Raw genomic sequence first — 12,803 nt, 5'->3', positions numbered from 1 at the left:
CATAGAGGGTTAAATCTGCTGGATTTTTTGCATCGCCCGCTCGGTCGCCGGGCGGGTCCGGATGCGCTCAAACCAGTTGTTCACCGCCGGGTAAGAGGCCAGGTCAATTCGGTGTTTTTCATGCGTATTCACCCATGGCCAGCAGGCGATATCGGCAATGCTGTAATGATCCCCCCCGAGCCACGGCGTTTTCTTCAGCCGACGGTTCAGAACGTCATAGAGCCGCTGCGTCTCGACCTGATAGCGTTCTATCGCATAGGGAATGGGCTGCGGGGCGTAAGCGGTAAAGTGATGGTTTTGACCCAGCATGGGCCCCAGCCCGCTCGCCTGCCAGAAGAGCCACTGCAGGGTATGGTGACGCTCACGCAGCTCGCCGCTCAGCAGCTTGCCGGTTTTCTCTGCCAGATAGAGCAAAATTTCACCGGATTCAAACAGGCTCAACGGTCTGCCCCCGTCCGCCGGCTGGTTATCAATAATGGCCGGGATTTTATTATTCGGCGAGATAGCCAGAAAGAGAGGGCTGAACTGTTCGCCCTTGCTGATATCCACGCGAATGATCCTGTAATCCAGCTCGGCTTCTTCAAGAAAGAGGGTGATCTTATGGCCGTTTGGGGTAGGGGCGTAATAAAGGTCGATCATTCTCAACTCCTGTCCATGCGAAGAGTGGTGCCATGACAAATGAGTATAGGTGGTTGTTGTAAATCGTGAGTTTTCATCAAGTGACAGCGAGGCAAAGAGATTATATGTTGAGTAAAAACCGATCAGCCTATGAGGATGTTATGAACCAGCCCGTCATCACGTTGTGGTCCGATGCGAATTTCTTTTCTCCCTATGTTATGAGCGTATACGTTGCGCTGGCCGAAAAAGGGCTCACGTTTACGCTGAAGACCGTTGATCTCGACGGCGGTGAACATCTTAAACCGCAGTGGCAGGGTTACGATCTGACCCGACGCGTGCCGGTGCTGGAGATTGACGGTTTTGCCCTGAGCGAATCCTCGGCGATTGATGAATATCTGGAAGATCGGTTCGCGCCGCCGGAGTGGGAGCGCATCTATCCTCACGATCTGCAAAAGCGCGCCCGGGCGCGACAGATCCAGGCGTGGTTGCGAAGCGATCTGGTACCGATTCGCGTCGAACGCTCGACGGACGTCGTGTTTGCCGGGGTGAAAAAACCAGCTCTCAGCGCAGAAGGTGCAGAAAGCGCGCAAAAACTCATTGAAACCGCCACCTCTCTCCTCGCACACGGCAACCCGAACCTGTTCGGCGAGTGGTGCATTGCTGATGCCGATCTGGCGTTGATGCTAAACCGCCTGATCCTCAATGGCGATGAGGTGCCGCAGCTGCTGGTGGATTATGCCGCGTTTCAGTGGCAGCGCGCCTCCGTGCAGCGCTATGTGGCACTCTCGGCTAAGCGTGCGGGCTGATAAGCCCTGACGCTTCAGGTATGATGGGGGCAGTCTGTTTTCCCGAGGAGTGACTGATGAAACTGATGTTTGCGTCGGATATCCATGGATCGCTGCCCGCTACCGAGCGTGTCCTCTCCCTGTTTGCACAAAGCGGCGCGCAGTGGCTGATTATTCTGGGCGACGTGCTCAATCACGGCCCGCGCAACGCGTTGCCGGAAGGCTACGCCCCTGCGCAGGTCGCGGAAAAGCTCAACCCGTATGCCTCGCGCATCATCGCCGTTCGCGGCAACTGCGACAGCGAAGTGGACCAGATGCTGCTGCATTTTCCCCTTACTGCGCCGTGGCAGCAGGTGCTGCTGGAACAAAGCCGACTGTTCCTGACCCATGGGCATCTTTTTAGCCCGGATAATCTTCCGGCGCTCGCGGCTGGCGATGTCCTGGTTTACGGTCATACTCATATTCCGGTTGCTGAAAAGCGCGGTGAGATTTATCACTTCAACCCGGGTTCGGTCAGTATCCCGAAAGGTGGCTATTCTGCGAGCTATGGCATGCTGGATGGAAATACCCTGAGTGTTATCGCACTTAATGATCAGCAAGTTATTGCGCAAGTAGCGATTAATCCGTAAGTTACACCTCAACTGCAAACGCGCCGAAAGAGCGCTTAGAAGAGAAGGTTTCCCGATGGTGGAGCAGAGTCATTTGGCAAGTACAGAGTGGGTTGACATTGTCAGCGAAGAGAATGAAGTGATCGCGCAGGCCAGCCGCGAACAAATGCGTGCGGAGCGTCTGCGCCACCGCGCAACGTACATCGTTGTGCATGACGGGATGGGCAAAATTCTGGTCCAGCGCCGTACGGATACCAAAGATTTTCTCCCGGGTATGCTGGATGCCACTGCAGGCGGTGTTGTCCAGGCAGATGAAGTGCTGCTGGATTCCGCACGTCGTGAAGCAGAAGAAGAGTTAGGCATCGCCGGTGTGCCGTTTGCCGAGCACGGTCAGTTCTATTTTGAAGACGAAAACTGCCGCGTCTGGGGCGGGCTGTTTAGCTGCGTTTCTCACGGCCCGTTTGCCCTGCAGGAAGAAGAGGTGAGTGAGGTCAGCTGGATGACGCCGGAAGAGATCACCGCGCGCTGCGACGAGTTCACGCCGGATTCGTTAAAAGCGCTGGCGCTCTGGATGAGCCGCAACGCCAATAACGAATCGACAAAATCAGAGAAAGAGGAAGAGGCTGAGTAAGCTTCAGCAACTCTCTCTCAGACACAGACTGGACGCGATGGGCTTTTGATCGCGCCAGTCTCCGCCATTCAGGCGCTCCAGTAACGCTTTCCCGGCTTCAATTCCAATCTTACGATGCGGCACCGCCATGGTCGTTAGCGGCGGCTGGCAGACGCGGCTCACGTCGCTATCGCCAAAGCCTACCACCGCCAGATCGTCCGGCACTTTGATTCGCCTGCGCTGGCACTCGTACAGCGCGCCGCACGCCAGCTCGTCAGAGACGCACACCAGCGCATCCAGCTCCGGCCAGGCCAGCAGGAACTCGGGCAGCTGTGCTGCACCGGTCGAGAAGCTCGGCGGCATCGCCGCGTTAATGACCCGGTTCGGCGACATATGGTGGCGAAGCATGGCTTTGTACCAGCCCTGCAGATGCTGCTGGAAAATCCACTGTTCCTGGTTGGCGCACAGCAGGCCTATGTTTTGGTAGCCGCGCTTAATCACCATTTCCGTGAGTTCATACATGGCCGCCACGTTATCAATCCCGATATTCATATCAATCGGATCGGCGCGCATGGCACCCATCTCCATCACCGGGATAGAGGCATTTTTCAGCCAGTGGCGAACGGTGTCGGTATGTTCAACGCTGAGCAGGATAGCGGCGGCAATATTCGACGCCAGCAGCGTCTCCAGCAACTTCTCCTCCTGCTCAAGACGATGCTGGGATTCAGCCAGCATGATCTGATACCCGGCAGGCTGTAGCACCTGCTGTAGCCCGGCGAACATCTCCGAGCAGCCGGCTTCGGAGAGGTTGGGCACTACCATGGCTATCGTCCATGACGACGCCGAGGCCAGCGCGCTGGCGGCAAGATTAGGCATATAACCCAGCTCCTGCACGGCAGCTTCAATTTTTTCACGTAGTTTATCGGAAACCTGTTCGGGCGTGCGGAGTGCACGGGACACGGTCATCGTGCCCACACCGGCAAGCTGTGCGACATCGGCGAGTGTCACTTTACCAGTACTGCGCCGTTTTCGGGTTAGAGACATACACCTTCCTGCTGACCAGACGCGTTCTTCTTTTCCTTCGTTTCACGTGACAGGCAGTATACGCCTTAAATCCCTTTTTTTGCTGTGATTTAGCAACGTGATTGCAATTTGATAGCGCTATCACATTTCTGCATGATAACGATTGGTAGCGCTATCTTTGTGATAGCGATCACAGTCAATCACTGATGCGTTGAATAAAGTTTGCTCATCTTAAGCGTGTCGCGGGAGTGAAAAGTGCTCAAAAAATGGATATATGATACAACCATCACGCTGCAGGAGAGCGTGGAAGGCTGGCCGCAGGCGCTGGAGCTGTGCGCGAAGCCGCTGCTGGATTTGCAGGTGATTGAGCCTGAATACGTCACCGCCATCATCCAGCAGCACCACACGTTAGGACCCTATTATGTGCTGGCACCAGGGCTGGCGATGCCGCATGCGCGGCCGGAGGAAGGCGCCAAAGGACTGGGGTTGTCGTTATTAAAACTAAAACAGGGCGTCTCGTTTGGTGCCGGTGAGTTTGACCCTGTCGACGTCATTATTATGCTCGCGGCACCCGACAAAAATAGCCATATCGAGATGATCTCGTCGCTGGCAGAGTTATTTTCCAGCGATACCGATATGGACGAACTGCATCAGGTGAATACCCTGGAGGAAATTAAAACGATTATTAACCGCTTCTGATTTAATTCTTTAATCCGATTTTTCACAACATTACGCGTCAGCGTGATGGGGCGTACTCTACTCAAAATAAGGGGACAACAATGAAAATCATGGCTATTTGCGGTTCTGGCCTGGGCAGTAGTTTTATGGTCGAAATGAATATTAAAAAGGTGCTCAAAAAGCTGGAGATTGAAGCTGAGGTTGAACACTCCGATCTCTCCTCGGCCACGCCGGGCGCGGCCGATCTGTTCGTGATGGCAAAAGACATTGCCGCCAGCGCCAGCGTGCCGCAAAGCCAGCTGGTGGTGATCAACAACATCATCGACATTAACGAACTTGAAGCGCAGCTGCGCGGCTGGTTCGAAAGACAATAACCCTGATAAGGCGAGGTGGATATGTTTATCCTTGAAACGCTGAATTTCGTTGTTGATATTTTAAAAGTCCCTTCGGTGCTGGTCGGTTTAATCGCGTTAATCGGTCTGGTTGCGCAGAAAAAAGCGTTTTCCGACGTGGTGAAAGGGACCATTAAAACCATTCTCGGCTTTATTGTACTGGGCGGTGGCGCCACGGTACTGGTAGGGTCATTAAATCCTTTGGGCGGGATGTTTGAACACGCCTTTACGATCCAGGGCATTATTCCAAACAATGAGGCGATCGTGTCCATTGCGCTGGAAAAATACGGTGCAGCGACCGCGCTGATTATGGCCTTCGGGATGGTGGCGAATATTATCGTCGCGCGTTTTACCCGCCTGAAGTATATCTTCCTGACTGGACACCACACGTTTTATATGGCGTGCATGATTGGCGTGATCCTGACGGTGGCGGGCTTTGAGGGCGTGGGGCTGGTCTTTACCGGGTCGCTGATCCTCGGCCTGATCATGGCCTTCTTCCCGGCGATTGCCCAGCGCTACATGAAGCGCATTACCGGCAATGATGAGATTGCCTTCGGCCACTTCGGCACGCTGGGCTACGTGCTGTCCGGCTGGATTGGCAGCAAGGTCGGTAAAGGCTCCCGCTCAACTGAAGAGATGAACCTGCCGAAGAACCTGAGCTTCCTGCGCGACAGCTCGATCTCCATCTCCCTGACCATGATGATCATCTACCTGATCATGGCGGTGAGCGCCGGGCGCGAGTATGTGGAGGCCACCTTCAGCGGCGGTCAGAACTACCTGGTCTACGCCATCATCATGGCGATTACCTTTGCGGCGGGCGTGTTCATCATCCTGCAGGGCGTACGCCTGATTCTGGCGGAAATCGTTCCTGCCTTTACCGGCTTCTCTGAAAAACTGGTGCCGAACGCGCGTCCTGCGCTGGACTGCCCGGTGGTGTATCCCTATGCGCCAAACGCGGTACTGATTGGCTTCCTGTTCAGTTTCCTTGGCGGGATTGTGGGGCTGTTCATCTGCGGTCAGTTTAGCTGGGTGCTGATCCTCCCGGGCGTCGTGCCGCACTTCTTCACCGGCGCAACGGCGGGCGTGTTTGGTAACGCCACCGGCGGACGTCGCGGGGCGATGATTGGCGCTTTTGCTAACGGCCTGCTGATTACCTTCCTGCCGGTCCTGCTGCTGCCGGTGCTGGGCGCCATTGGCTTTGCCAACACCACCTTCTCTGACGCCGACTTCGGCGCGGTCGGGATTGTCCTCGGCAACCTGGCGCGCTTCCTCTCGCCGCTTGCCATCACCGGGCTGGTCGTGGCGCTGTTCGCGCTGCTGGTGGCGTACAACGTCTTCGCGAAAAACAAACCTGCGGGCGGTAACGCGCAGGAAAACACCGGAGCCAAATCATGAATGAGAAAGAGATAACCGAACTCGCGCGTCAGATCCGTCTTGAGACGCTGAAATCCCTGACGCAGCTCGGCTTTGGCCACTATGGCGGCAGCATGTCGGTGGTCGAAACCCTGGCCGTGCTGTACGGCGCGGTGATGAAAATCGACCCGGCGGATCCGGACTGGCCGGAGCGAGACTACTTTGTCCTGTCGAAAGGCCATGCGGGCCCAGCGCTCTACAGTACCCTGGCGATCAAGGGCTACTTCCCGACAGAAGAGCTGAGCACGCTGAACCAGAACGGCACGCGCCTGCCCAGCCACCCGGACCGCCTGAAAACGCGCGGCGTGGACGCCACCACCGGTTCGCTGGGGCAGGGGATTTCCATCGCGGGCGGCATGGCGCTGTCGCACAGGCTGGCCGGGCGACCGAATCGGGTCTTCTGCATCGTCGGCGACGGCGAGCTGAATGAGGGGCAGTGCTGGGAGGCGTTCCAGTTTATCGCCCACCATCGCCTGAACAACCTGACGGTATTTGTCGACTGGAACAAACAGCAGCTCGACGGCGAGCTGGACGAGATTATCAGCGCGTTTGACCTGGAGGGCAAATTCCGCGCCTTTGGCTTTGATGTGGTGACGGTGAAGGGGGACGACATTCCTGTGCTGCTGGAGGTGACGTCGCGGGTTCCGGCTGCTGATGCGCGTCCGTTAGTCGTCATCCTCGACAGTATCAAAGGGCAGGGTGTGCCGTATCTGGAGCAGCTCGGCAACTCGCACCACCTGCGATTGACCGCAGAGAGCAAAGCGGCCCTCAACGAGACGATTCGCCAACTGGAGGCTTCACATGATTAAGGTTGCACCGGCAGGACAGAAAGACGCCGTTGAGATGCGTAAAGTTTACGCTGGCTTCGTGGCAAAACAGATTGAGGCCGGAAGTGACATCATTGCGCTCGAAGCAGACCTGATGAGCTCGATGGCGATGGACGGCGTGGCGCGCGATTATCCTCAGCACGTGATTAACTGCGGCATTATGGAGGCCAACGTCATTGGCACCGCGGCGGGGCTGTCGCTGACCGGACGCAAGCCGTTCGTTCATACCTTTACCGCGTTTGCCAGCCGCCGCTGTTTTGATCAGCTGTTTATGTCCCTGGACTATCAGCGCAACAACGTGAAGGTGATTGCCTCGGATGCGGGCGTGACGGCCTGCCACAACGGCGGAACGCATATGTCGTTTGAGGATATGGGCATCGTACGCGGTCTGGCCCACTCGGTGGTGCTGGAGGTGACCGACGCGGTGATGTTTGAGGACGTGCTGCGCCAGCTTATCGACCTCGAAGGCTTCTACTGGGTACGGACCATTCGTAAGCAGGCGCCGAGCGTGTATGCACCGGATTCCACCTTCACCATCGGCAAAGGCAACGTGCTGCGTGAAGGAACTGATATTACCCTGATTGCCAACGGCATCATGGTGGCGGAAGCGCTGGAGGCGGCGCGCCAGCTGGAGCAGGAGGGCGTCAGCGCGGCGGTCATCGACATGTTTACCCTGAAGCCCATCGACCGGATGCTGGTGAAAAACTACGCCGAGAAAACCGGACGCATCGTCACCTGTGAAAACCACAGCATTCACAACGGTCTGGGGTCGGCGGTGGCGGAAGTGCTGGTGGAAACCTGCCCGGTGCCGATGCGGCGGGTGGGCGTCAAGGAGCGCTACGGTCAGGTAGGGACGCAGGATTTCCTGCAGAAGGAGTATGGCCTGACGGCACATGACATTGTGTCGGCGGCGCGCGAGCTGCTGTAAATAAAAAAGGCGACCGGTTAAGTGGTCGCCTTTCTTGCCGGATGGCGCTTCGCTTATCCGGCCTACAAAACCGTAGGCCCGGTAAGCGCTAGCGCCACCGGGCTTTTTAACATTACTGCTGCTGCGAAGACTGGATCGCCGTCAGCGCGATGGTGTAAACGATATCGTCTACCAGTGCGCCACGAGACAGATCGTTCACAGGTTTGCGCATGCCCTGCAGCATTGGCCCGATGGAGATCAGGTCTGCAGAACGCTGTACCGCTTTGTAGGTGGTGTTACCGGTGTTCAGATCCGGGAAGATGAACACGGTAGCGCGACCTGCAACCGGCGAGTTCGGCGCTTTGGATTTCGCAACGTCAGCCATAACCGCGGCGTCGTACTGCAGCGGGCCGTCGATCATCAGGTCAGGACGTTTTTCCTGCGCCAGACGGGTCGCTTCACGCACTTTCTCTACGTCGCTACCTGCACCAGAAGTACCGGTGGAGTAGGAGAGCATCGCTACGCGCGGTTCGATACCGAAGGCAATCGCAGAGTCCGCGGACTGGATAGCGATTTCTGCCAGCTGCTCTGCGGTTGGATCCGGGTTGATCGCGCAGTCACCGTAAACGTAAACCTGTTCAGGCAGCAGCATGAAGAACACGGAAGAAACCAGAGAGCTGCCCGGTGCGGTTTTGATCAGCTGCAGCGGTGGACGGATGGTGTTCGCCGTGGTGTGAACCGCACCGGAAACCAGACCGTCAACTTCGTCCTGCTCCAGCATCAGCGTGCCCAGCACCACGTTGTCTTCCAGCTGTTCGCGCGCAACGGCTTCAGTCATGCCCTTGCTCTTACGCAGCTCAACCAGACGGGCAACGTAGCTTTCGCGAACCACTTCCGGGTCAACGATTTCGATGCCAGCGCCCAGCTCAACGCCCTGAGACGCCGCTACGCGGGTGATCTCATCCGGGTTACCCAGCAGCACACAGGTCGCGATGCCGCGCTCTGCACAGATAGCAGCCGCTTTAACGGTACGTGGTTCGTCGCCTTCTGGCAGAACAACGCGTTTGCCCGCTTTACGCGCCAGCTCGGTCAGCTGGTAACGGAATGCTGGAGGAGACAGACGGCGGCTGCGCTCGGAGGTTGCAGTCAGGGATTCAACCCAATCTGCGTTGATGTAGCCTGCAACGTATTCCTGAACTTTCTCAATACGCTCGTGGTCATCAACCGGCACTTCCAGGTTGAAGCTCTGCAGGCTCAGGGAGGTCTGCCAGGTGTTGGTGTTCACCATGAAGACCGGCAGGCCGGTGGCGAACGCGCGTTCGCACAGCTTGCTGACGCGTGGGTCCATCTCGTAGGCACCGGTCAGCAGGATCGCACCGATTTCCACGCCGTTCATCGCGGCCAGGCAGGCTGCAACCAGCACGTCAGGGCGGTCTGCGGAAGTCACCAGCAGGGAACCTGCGCGGAAGTGTTCCAGCATGTGCGGAATGCTGCGCGCACAGAAGGTCACGGACTTCACGCGGCGGGTGTTGATGTCGCCTTCGTTAACCACGGTGGCGTTCAGGTGACGCGCCATATCGATTGCACGAGTGGCAATCAGATCGAAGCTCCATGGCACCGCGCCCAGGACTGGCAGCGGGCTGGATTCCTGCAGCTTAGCCGGGTCAACTTTGATGACTTTCGCTTTGGACGAGTCGTCGAAGATCTCGGACAGGTCAGGGCGAGTACGACCCTGCTCATCCACCGGTGCGTTCAGTTTGTTCACGATCACGCCGGTGATGTTGGTGTTCTTCGCGCCGCCGAAGCTGCTGCGCGTCAGTTCGATACGCTCGTTCAGCTGCTCTGGGGTATCAGTGCCCTGAGACATCACGAAAACGATCTCTGCGTTCAGGGTTTTCGCGATTTCAAAGTTCAGAGACTGGGCGAACTGGTGTTTGCGCGTCGGGACCAGGCCTTCAACCAGCACCACTTCCGCGTCTTGCGCGTTAGCATGGTAGTTGGCGATGATCTCTTCCATCAGCACATCTTTCTGGTTGCTGGACAGCAGAGACTCAACGTGGCTCATCTTCAGCGGTTCAGCCGCTGGCAGATTGGAATTCTTGCGAACGATGGTGGTGGTCTGGTCTGGCGCATCGCCACCGGCACGTGGCTGGGCGATTGGCTTAAAGACGCTCAGACGAACGCCTTTGCGTTCCATAGCACGGATAACGCCAAGGCTGACGCTGGTCAGGCCGACGCTGGTTCCGGTAGGGATCAGCATAATAGTACGGGACACGGTTTATCCTCTTTCGTTACCGCCCAAATGTAGCGGGTTACAAAACAGCACCGCCAGCATTGCTGGCGGTGTGGAATCAGGCAGTCAGGCGATGCGCGTCTTGCGCAATGACCAGCTCTTCGTTAGTTGGGATAACGATAGCCGGGCGGGTGCCTTCTTTGTTGATGAAGCCAGACTTGCCGAAGCGGGCAGCCAGGTTACGCTCGTGATCAACTTCGAAGCCCAGAACGCCCAGTTTACCCAGGGACAGTTCACGAACCATCGCTGCGTTCTCACCGATACCACCGGTGAAGATAACCGCGTCCAGACGGCCTTCCATCAGCGCAGTGTAAGAACCGATGTACTTCGCCAGACGGTGGCAGTAAACGTCCATTGCACGTTTAGCGTCTTCTTTGTCTGCGTAGTTGTCTTCAACATAACGGCAGTCGCTGGTGACTTCGGTCAGACCCAGCAGGCCAGACTCTTTGGTCAGCATTTTGTTGATCTGGTCAATGCTCATGCCCAGGGTGTCGTGCAGGTGGAAGATGATCGCCGGGTCGATGTCACCGGAACGCGTACCCATCACCAGACCTTCCAGCGGGGTCAGACCCATGGAGGTATCAACACATTTACCGTTACGGATAGCAGAAACAGAACCGCCGTTGCCCAGGTGGCAAGTGATGATGTTCACTTCTTCAACCGGCTTGTTCAGCACTTTTGCCGCTTCCTGAGTTACATAGAAGTGGCTGGTGCCGTGTGCGCCATAACGACGTACGCCGTGTTCTTTGTACAGGCTGTACGGCAGGGCATAGAGGTAAGATTCTTCCGGCATGGTCTGATGGAACGCGGTGTCGAACACGGCCACGTTTTTGTCTTTCAGATTCGGGAAGGATTTCAGCGCTTCAGCGATACCGATCAGGTGAGCCGGGTTGTGCAGCGGTGCGAAGGATGCAGAGTCTTTGATACCCTGAATCACAGACTCGTCGATAACGACAGAGCTGGTGTATTTTTCGCCGCCGTGGACGATACGGTGACCAATCGCAGTCAGCTGAGCAGACAGTTCTGGTTTTTGTGCCAGAATAGTGTTAACGATAAAGTTCAGCGCTTCACTGTGAGCGGCGCCTGCACCTAAAGCCGCTTCTTGTTTGCTGCCGTCCATCTTCCACTTGATACGTGCTTCAGGCAGATGGAAACATTCGGCCAAACCAGAGAGGTATTCGTCACCGTTGAGCGCATCGATGATGGCGAATTTCAGTGAGGAGCTACCGCAGTTCAGAACCAGTACTAACTTACTCGACATGGAAGTACCTATTATTGATACGTGGCTAAAAAAACGTCAGTGAGTCTAACAGCGTAACGCATGATGACTCAGACATTTATGATTAACATCATGCCAAACGAACATTGTGGCATGATGGAAGAAATAACTATGATTTTATGCCATTTTGCACAATTTTCAGCCAATGGCATAATATGCAATAATTTGACGAGTTAATGATTCTCGTCTATGGCCCTATCAGGCTGGCACAGGATACCCGATACGGGGTAGAGATGACAAAATATTTTGAACGTTGTCATAGCTTGTTGTGGTTTTGCACGAAAATTTTAATTTTTATATGTGAAGTTGAGGTACAGCCATGTCGACACCAGAGAACCCGTCCGTAAATTTCTTTAGTCTGTTTCGTCGGGGACAGCATTACGCAAAGACGTGGCCGATGGAAAAGCGCCTTGCGCCTATGTTTATTGAGAATCGCACCATCCGCGCCACGCGCTATGCGATTCGCTTTATGCCGCCTGTCGCTATCTTTACGCTGTGCTGGCAGATTGCGTTGGGCGGGCAGCTTGGACCTGCGGTCGCGACGGCGCTCTTCGCATTAAGCCTGCCGATGCAGGGACTGTGGTGGTTAGGTAAACGGTCCATCACGCCACTTCCCCCTTCTATTTTACACTGGTTTTATGAAGTGCGCGGAAAACTGGAGGAGGCCGGGCAGGCGCTCGCCCCGGTGGAAGGCAAGCCGGATTACCAGGCGCTGGCGGACACGTTAAAGCGTGCTTTTAAGCAACTCGATAAAACATTCCTCGATGACTTGTGATTGATCATCGAAACGACGACGAAAAGAAGGCACAGTAACAATCAGTTACCGTGTCTTTTTTTTAAGTGCAATGCGCTACAGGAGTCGAAAGATGGAAATGACCCATGCTCAACGTCTGATTTTGTCCAATCAGTACAAAATGATGACTATGCTTGATCCCGATAACGCTGCGCGCTACAGCCGCCTGCAGACCATCGTCGAACGCGGTTTTGGTTTGCAAATGCGCGAACTGGACCGCGAGTTTGGCGAGCTGAAAGAAGAAACCTGCCGCATCGTGATCGACATTATGGAGATGTATCACGCCCTGCACGTCTCCTGGACGAATCTCAAAGATCAGCAGTCCATTGACGAGCGCCGCGTGACCTTCTTAGGCTTTGATGCGGCAACGGAAGCGCGTTATCTGAGCTATGTTCGCTTTATGGTGAATACGGAAGGGCGCTATACCCACTTTGACGCGGGCACCCACGGCTTCAACGCGCAGACCCCGATGTGGGATAAATATCAGCGTATGCTGAGCGCGTGGCACGCCTGCCCGCGTCAGTACCATTTAAGCAGCAACGAAATTCAACAAATCATTAATGCCTGACGGAGGTGC

Annotated in this window: 14 protein-coding genes; 10 read left to right on the top strand and 4 right to left on the bottom strand. The window is 55.9% G+C overall.

Annotated features, from left to right (window positions below):
* Positions 1-9: 9 nt before the first annotated feature.
* Positions 10-639 carry a GSH-dependent disulfide bond oxidoreductase gene (gene yfcG, locus AC0TN7_RS09675; protein ID WP_032646621.1) on the bottom strand — a complete coding sequence of 210 codons (630 nt, stop codon included), beginning with the start codon at positions 637-639 and terminating at the stop codon, positions 10-12.
* 140 nt (positions 640-779) lie between these two features.
* Between yfcG and yfcF the strand changes: the two genes are divergently transcribed.
* The 3 genes from yfcF to yfcD are packed head-to-tail and all read left to right on the top strand — an operon-like array spanning position 780 to position 2,642.
* Positions 780-1,424 (top strand): glutathione transferase, encoded by a 645-nt coding sequence (gene yfcF / locus AC0TN7_RS09670; protein ID WP_032646620.1) that lies wholly within the window; start codon positions 780-782, stop codon positions 1,422-1,424.
* A gap of 56 nt (positions 1,425-1,480) precedes the next feature.
* Positions 1,481-2,032 carry a phosphodiesterase gene (gene yfcE, locus AC0TN7_RS09665; RefSeq protein WP_024908956.1) on the top strand — a complete coding sequence of 184 codons (552 nt, stop codon included), beginning with the start codon at positions 1,481-1,483 and terminating at the stop codon, positions 2,030-2,032.
* A 55-nt stretch (positions 2,033-2,087) separates the two neighbouring features.
* Positions 2,088-2,642, top strand: a complete 555-nt coding sequence (yfcD, locus tag AC0TN7_RS09660) for an NUDIX hydrolase YfcD (protein WP_032646619.1) — start codon at positions 2,088-2,090, stop codon at positions 2,640-2,642.
* 3 nt (positions 2,643-2,645) lie between these two features.
* Here the strand turns inward: yfcD and AC0TN7_RS09655 are convergent, their stop codons facing one another.
* Positions 2,646-3,665 carry a LacI family DNA-binding transcriptional regulator gene (locus tag AC0TN7_RS09655; protein WP_024908958.1) on the bottom strand — a complete coding sequence of 340 codons (1,020 nt, stop codon included), beginning with the start codon at positions 3,663-3,665 and terminating at the stop codon, positions 2,646-2,648.
* Between the two features lie 234 nt (positions 3,666-3,899).
* Here AC0TN7_RS09655 and AC0TN7_RS09650 point away from each other — a divergent pair, with 234 nt between their 5' ends.
* The 5 genes from AC0TN7_RS09650 to AC0TN7_RS09630 all read left to right on the top strand — a co-directional run bounded on the left by AC0TN7_RS09650 (position 3,900) and on the right by AC0TN7_RS09630 (position 7,882).
* Complete coding sequence (locus AC0TN7_RS09650; RefSeq protein WP_024908959.1) at positions 3,900-4,343, top strand: PTS sugar transporter subunit IIA; 444 nt, start codon at positions 3,900-3,902, stop codon at positions 4,341-4,343.
* Positions 4,344-4,423: 80 nt separating this feature from the next.
* Positions 4,424-4,696 carry a PTS sugar transporter subunit IIB gene (locus AC0TN7_RS09645; RefSeq protein ID WP_157189503.1) on the top strand — a complete coding sequence of 91 codons (273 nt, stop codon included), beginning with the start codon at positions 4,424-4,426 and terminating at the stop codon, positions 4,694-4,696.
* 21 nt (positions 4,697-4,717) lie between these two features.
* Positions 4,718-6,109: a PTS ascorbate transporter subunit IIC gene (locus AC0TN7_RS09640; protein ID WP_023312548.1), complete on the top strand. Its 1,392-nt coding sequence runs from the start codon at positions 4,718-4,720 to the stop codon at positions 6,107-6,109.
* Positions 6,106-6,936, top strand: coding sequence for a transketolase (locus AC0TN7_RS09635; RefSeq protein WP_048992664.1), 831 nt, complete (start codon positions 6,106-6,108; stop codon positions 6,934-6,936). Before AC0TN7_RS09640 ends, AC0TN7_RS09635 begins: the two co-directional genes overlap by 4 nt.
* Complete coding sequence (locus tag AC0TN7_RS09630; RefSeq protein WP_157189502.1) at positions 6,929-7,882, top strand: transketolase family protein; 954 nt, start codon at positions 6,929-6,931, stop codon at positions 7,880-7,882. The genes AC0TN7_RS09635 and AC0TN7_RS09630 overlap by 8 nt, the downstream gene beginning before the upstream one ends.
* Positions 7,883-7,994: 112 nt before the next feature.
* Here the strand turns inward: AC0TN7_RS09630 and pta are convergent, their stop codons facing one another.
* A complete protein-coding gene (gene pta / locus AC0TN7_RS09625; protein WP_024908963.1) occupies positions 7,995-10,136 on the bottom strand; it encodes a phosphate acetyltransferase in 2,142 nt (713 codons plus the stop codon).
* 76 nt (positions 10,137-10,212) lie between these two features.
* A complete protein-coding gene (gene ackA, locus AC0TN7_RS09620) occupies positions 10,213-11,415 on the bottom strand; it encodes an acetate kinase (RefSeq protein WP_024908964.1) in 1,203 nt (400 codons plus the stop codon).
* Positions 11,416-11,752: 337 nt separating this feature from the next.
* Between ackA and yfbV the strand changes: the two genes are divergently transcribed.
* Positions 11,753-12,208, top strand: a complete 456-nt coding sequence (yfbV, locus tag AC0TN7_RS09615) for a terminus macrodomain insulation protein YfbV (RefSeq protein ID WP_008502875.1) — start codon at positions 11,753-11,755, stop codon at positions 12,206-12,208.
* Positions 12,209-12,299: 91 nt separating this feature from the next.
* Entirely contained in the window at positions 12,300-12,794 is a 495-nt protein-coding gene (locus tag AC0TN7_RS09610) for a YfbU family protein (RefSeq protein WP_008502874.1), read from the top strand.
* Positions 12,795-12,803: the final 9 nt, after the last annotated feature.

The organism is Enterobacter sp. PL_is511 (assembly GCF_055816065.1).
Note: the sequence above shows the minus strand (reverse complement) of the source record. Positions and strands in the feature narration are given on the sequence as shown.

Bases quoted from the DNA above. Each gene is read 5' to 3' on its own strand.
- yfcG (WP_032646621.1), bottom strand. From the start codon at position 639: ATGATCGACCTTTATTACGCCCCTACCCCAAACGGCCATAAGATCACC.
- AC0TN7_RS09645 (WP_157189503.1), top strand. From the start codon at position 4,424: ATGAAAATCATGGCTATTTGCGGTTCTGGCCTGGGCAGTAGTTTTATG.
- yfcD (WP_032646619.1), top strand. From the start codon at position 2,088: ATGGTGGAGCAGAGTCATTTGGCAAGTACAGAGTGGGTTGACATTGTC.
- AC0TN7_RS09655 (WP_024908958.1), bottom strand. From the start codon at position 3,665: ATGTCTCTAACCCGAAAACGGCGCAGTACTGGTAAAGTGACACTCGCC.
- yfcE (WP_024908956.1), top strand. From the start codon at position 1,481: ATGAAACTGATGTTTGCGTCGGATATCCATGGATCGCTGCCCGCTACC.
- AC0TN7_RS09610 (WP_008502874.1), top strand. From the start codon at position 12,300: ATGGAAATGACCCATGCTCAACGTCTGATTTTGTCCAATCAGTACAAA.
- ackA (WP_024908964.1), bottom strand. From the start codon at position 11,415: ATGTCGAGTAAGTTAGTACTGGTTCTGAACTGCGGTAGCTCCTCACTG.
- yfcF (WP_032646620.1), top strand. From the start codon at position 780: ATGAACCAGCCCGTCATCACGTTGTGGTCCGATGCGAATTTCTTTTCT.
- AC0TN7_RS09630 (WP_157189502.1), top strand. From the start codon at position 6,929: ATGATTAAGGTTGCACCGGCAGGACAGAAAGACGCCGTTGAGATGCGT.
- yfbV (WP_008502875.1), top strand. From the start codon at position 11,753: ATGTCGACACCAGAGAACCCGTCCGTAAATTTCTTTAGTCTGTTTCGT.
- AC0TN7_RS09640 (WP_023312548.1), top strand. From the start codon at position 4,718: ATGTTTATCCTTGAAACGCTGAATTTCGTTGTTGATATTTTAAAAGTC.
- AC0TN7_RS09635 (WP_048992664.1), top strand. From the start codon at position 6,106: ATGAATGAGAAAGAGATAACCGAACTCGCGCGTCAGATCCGTCTTGAG.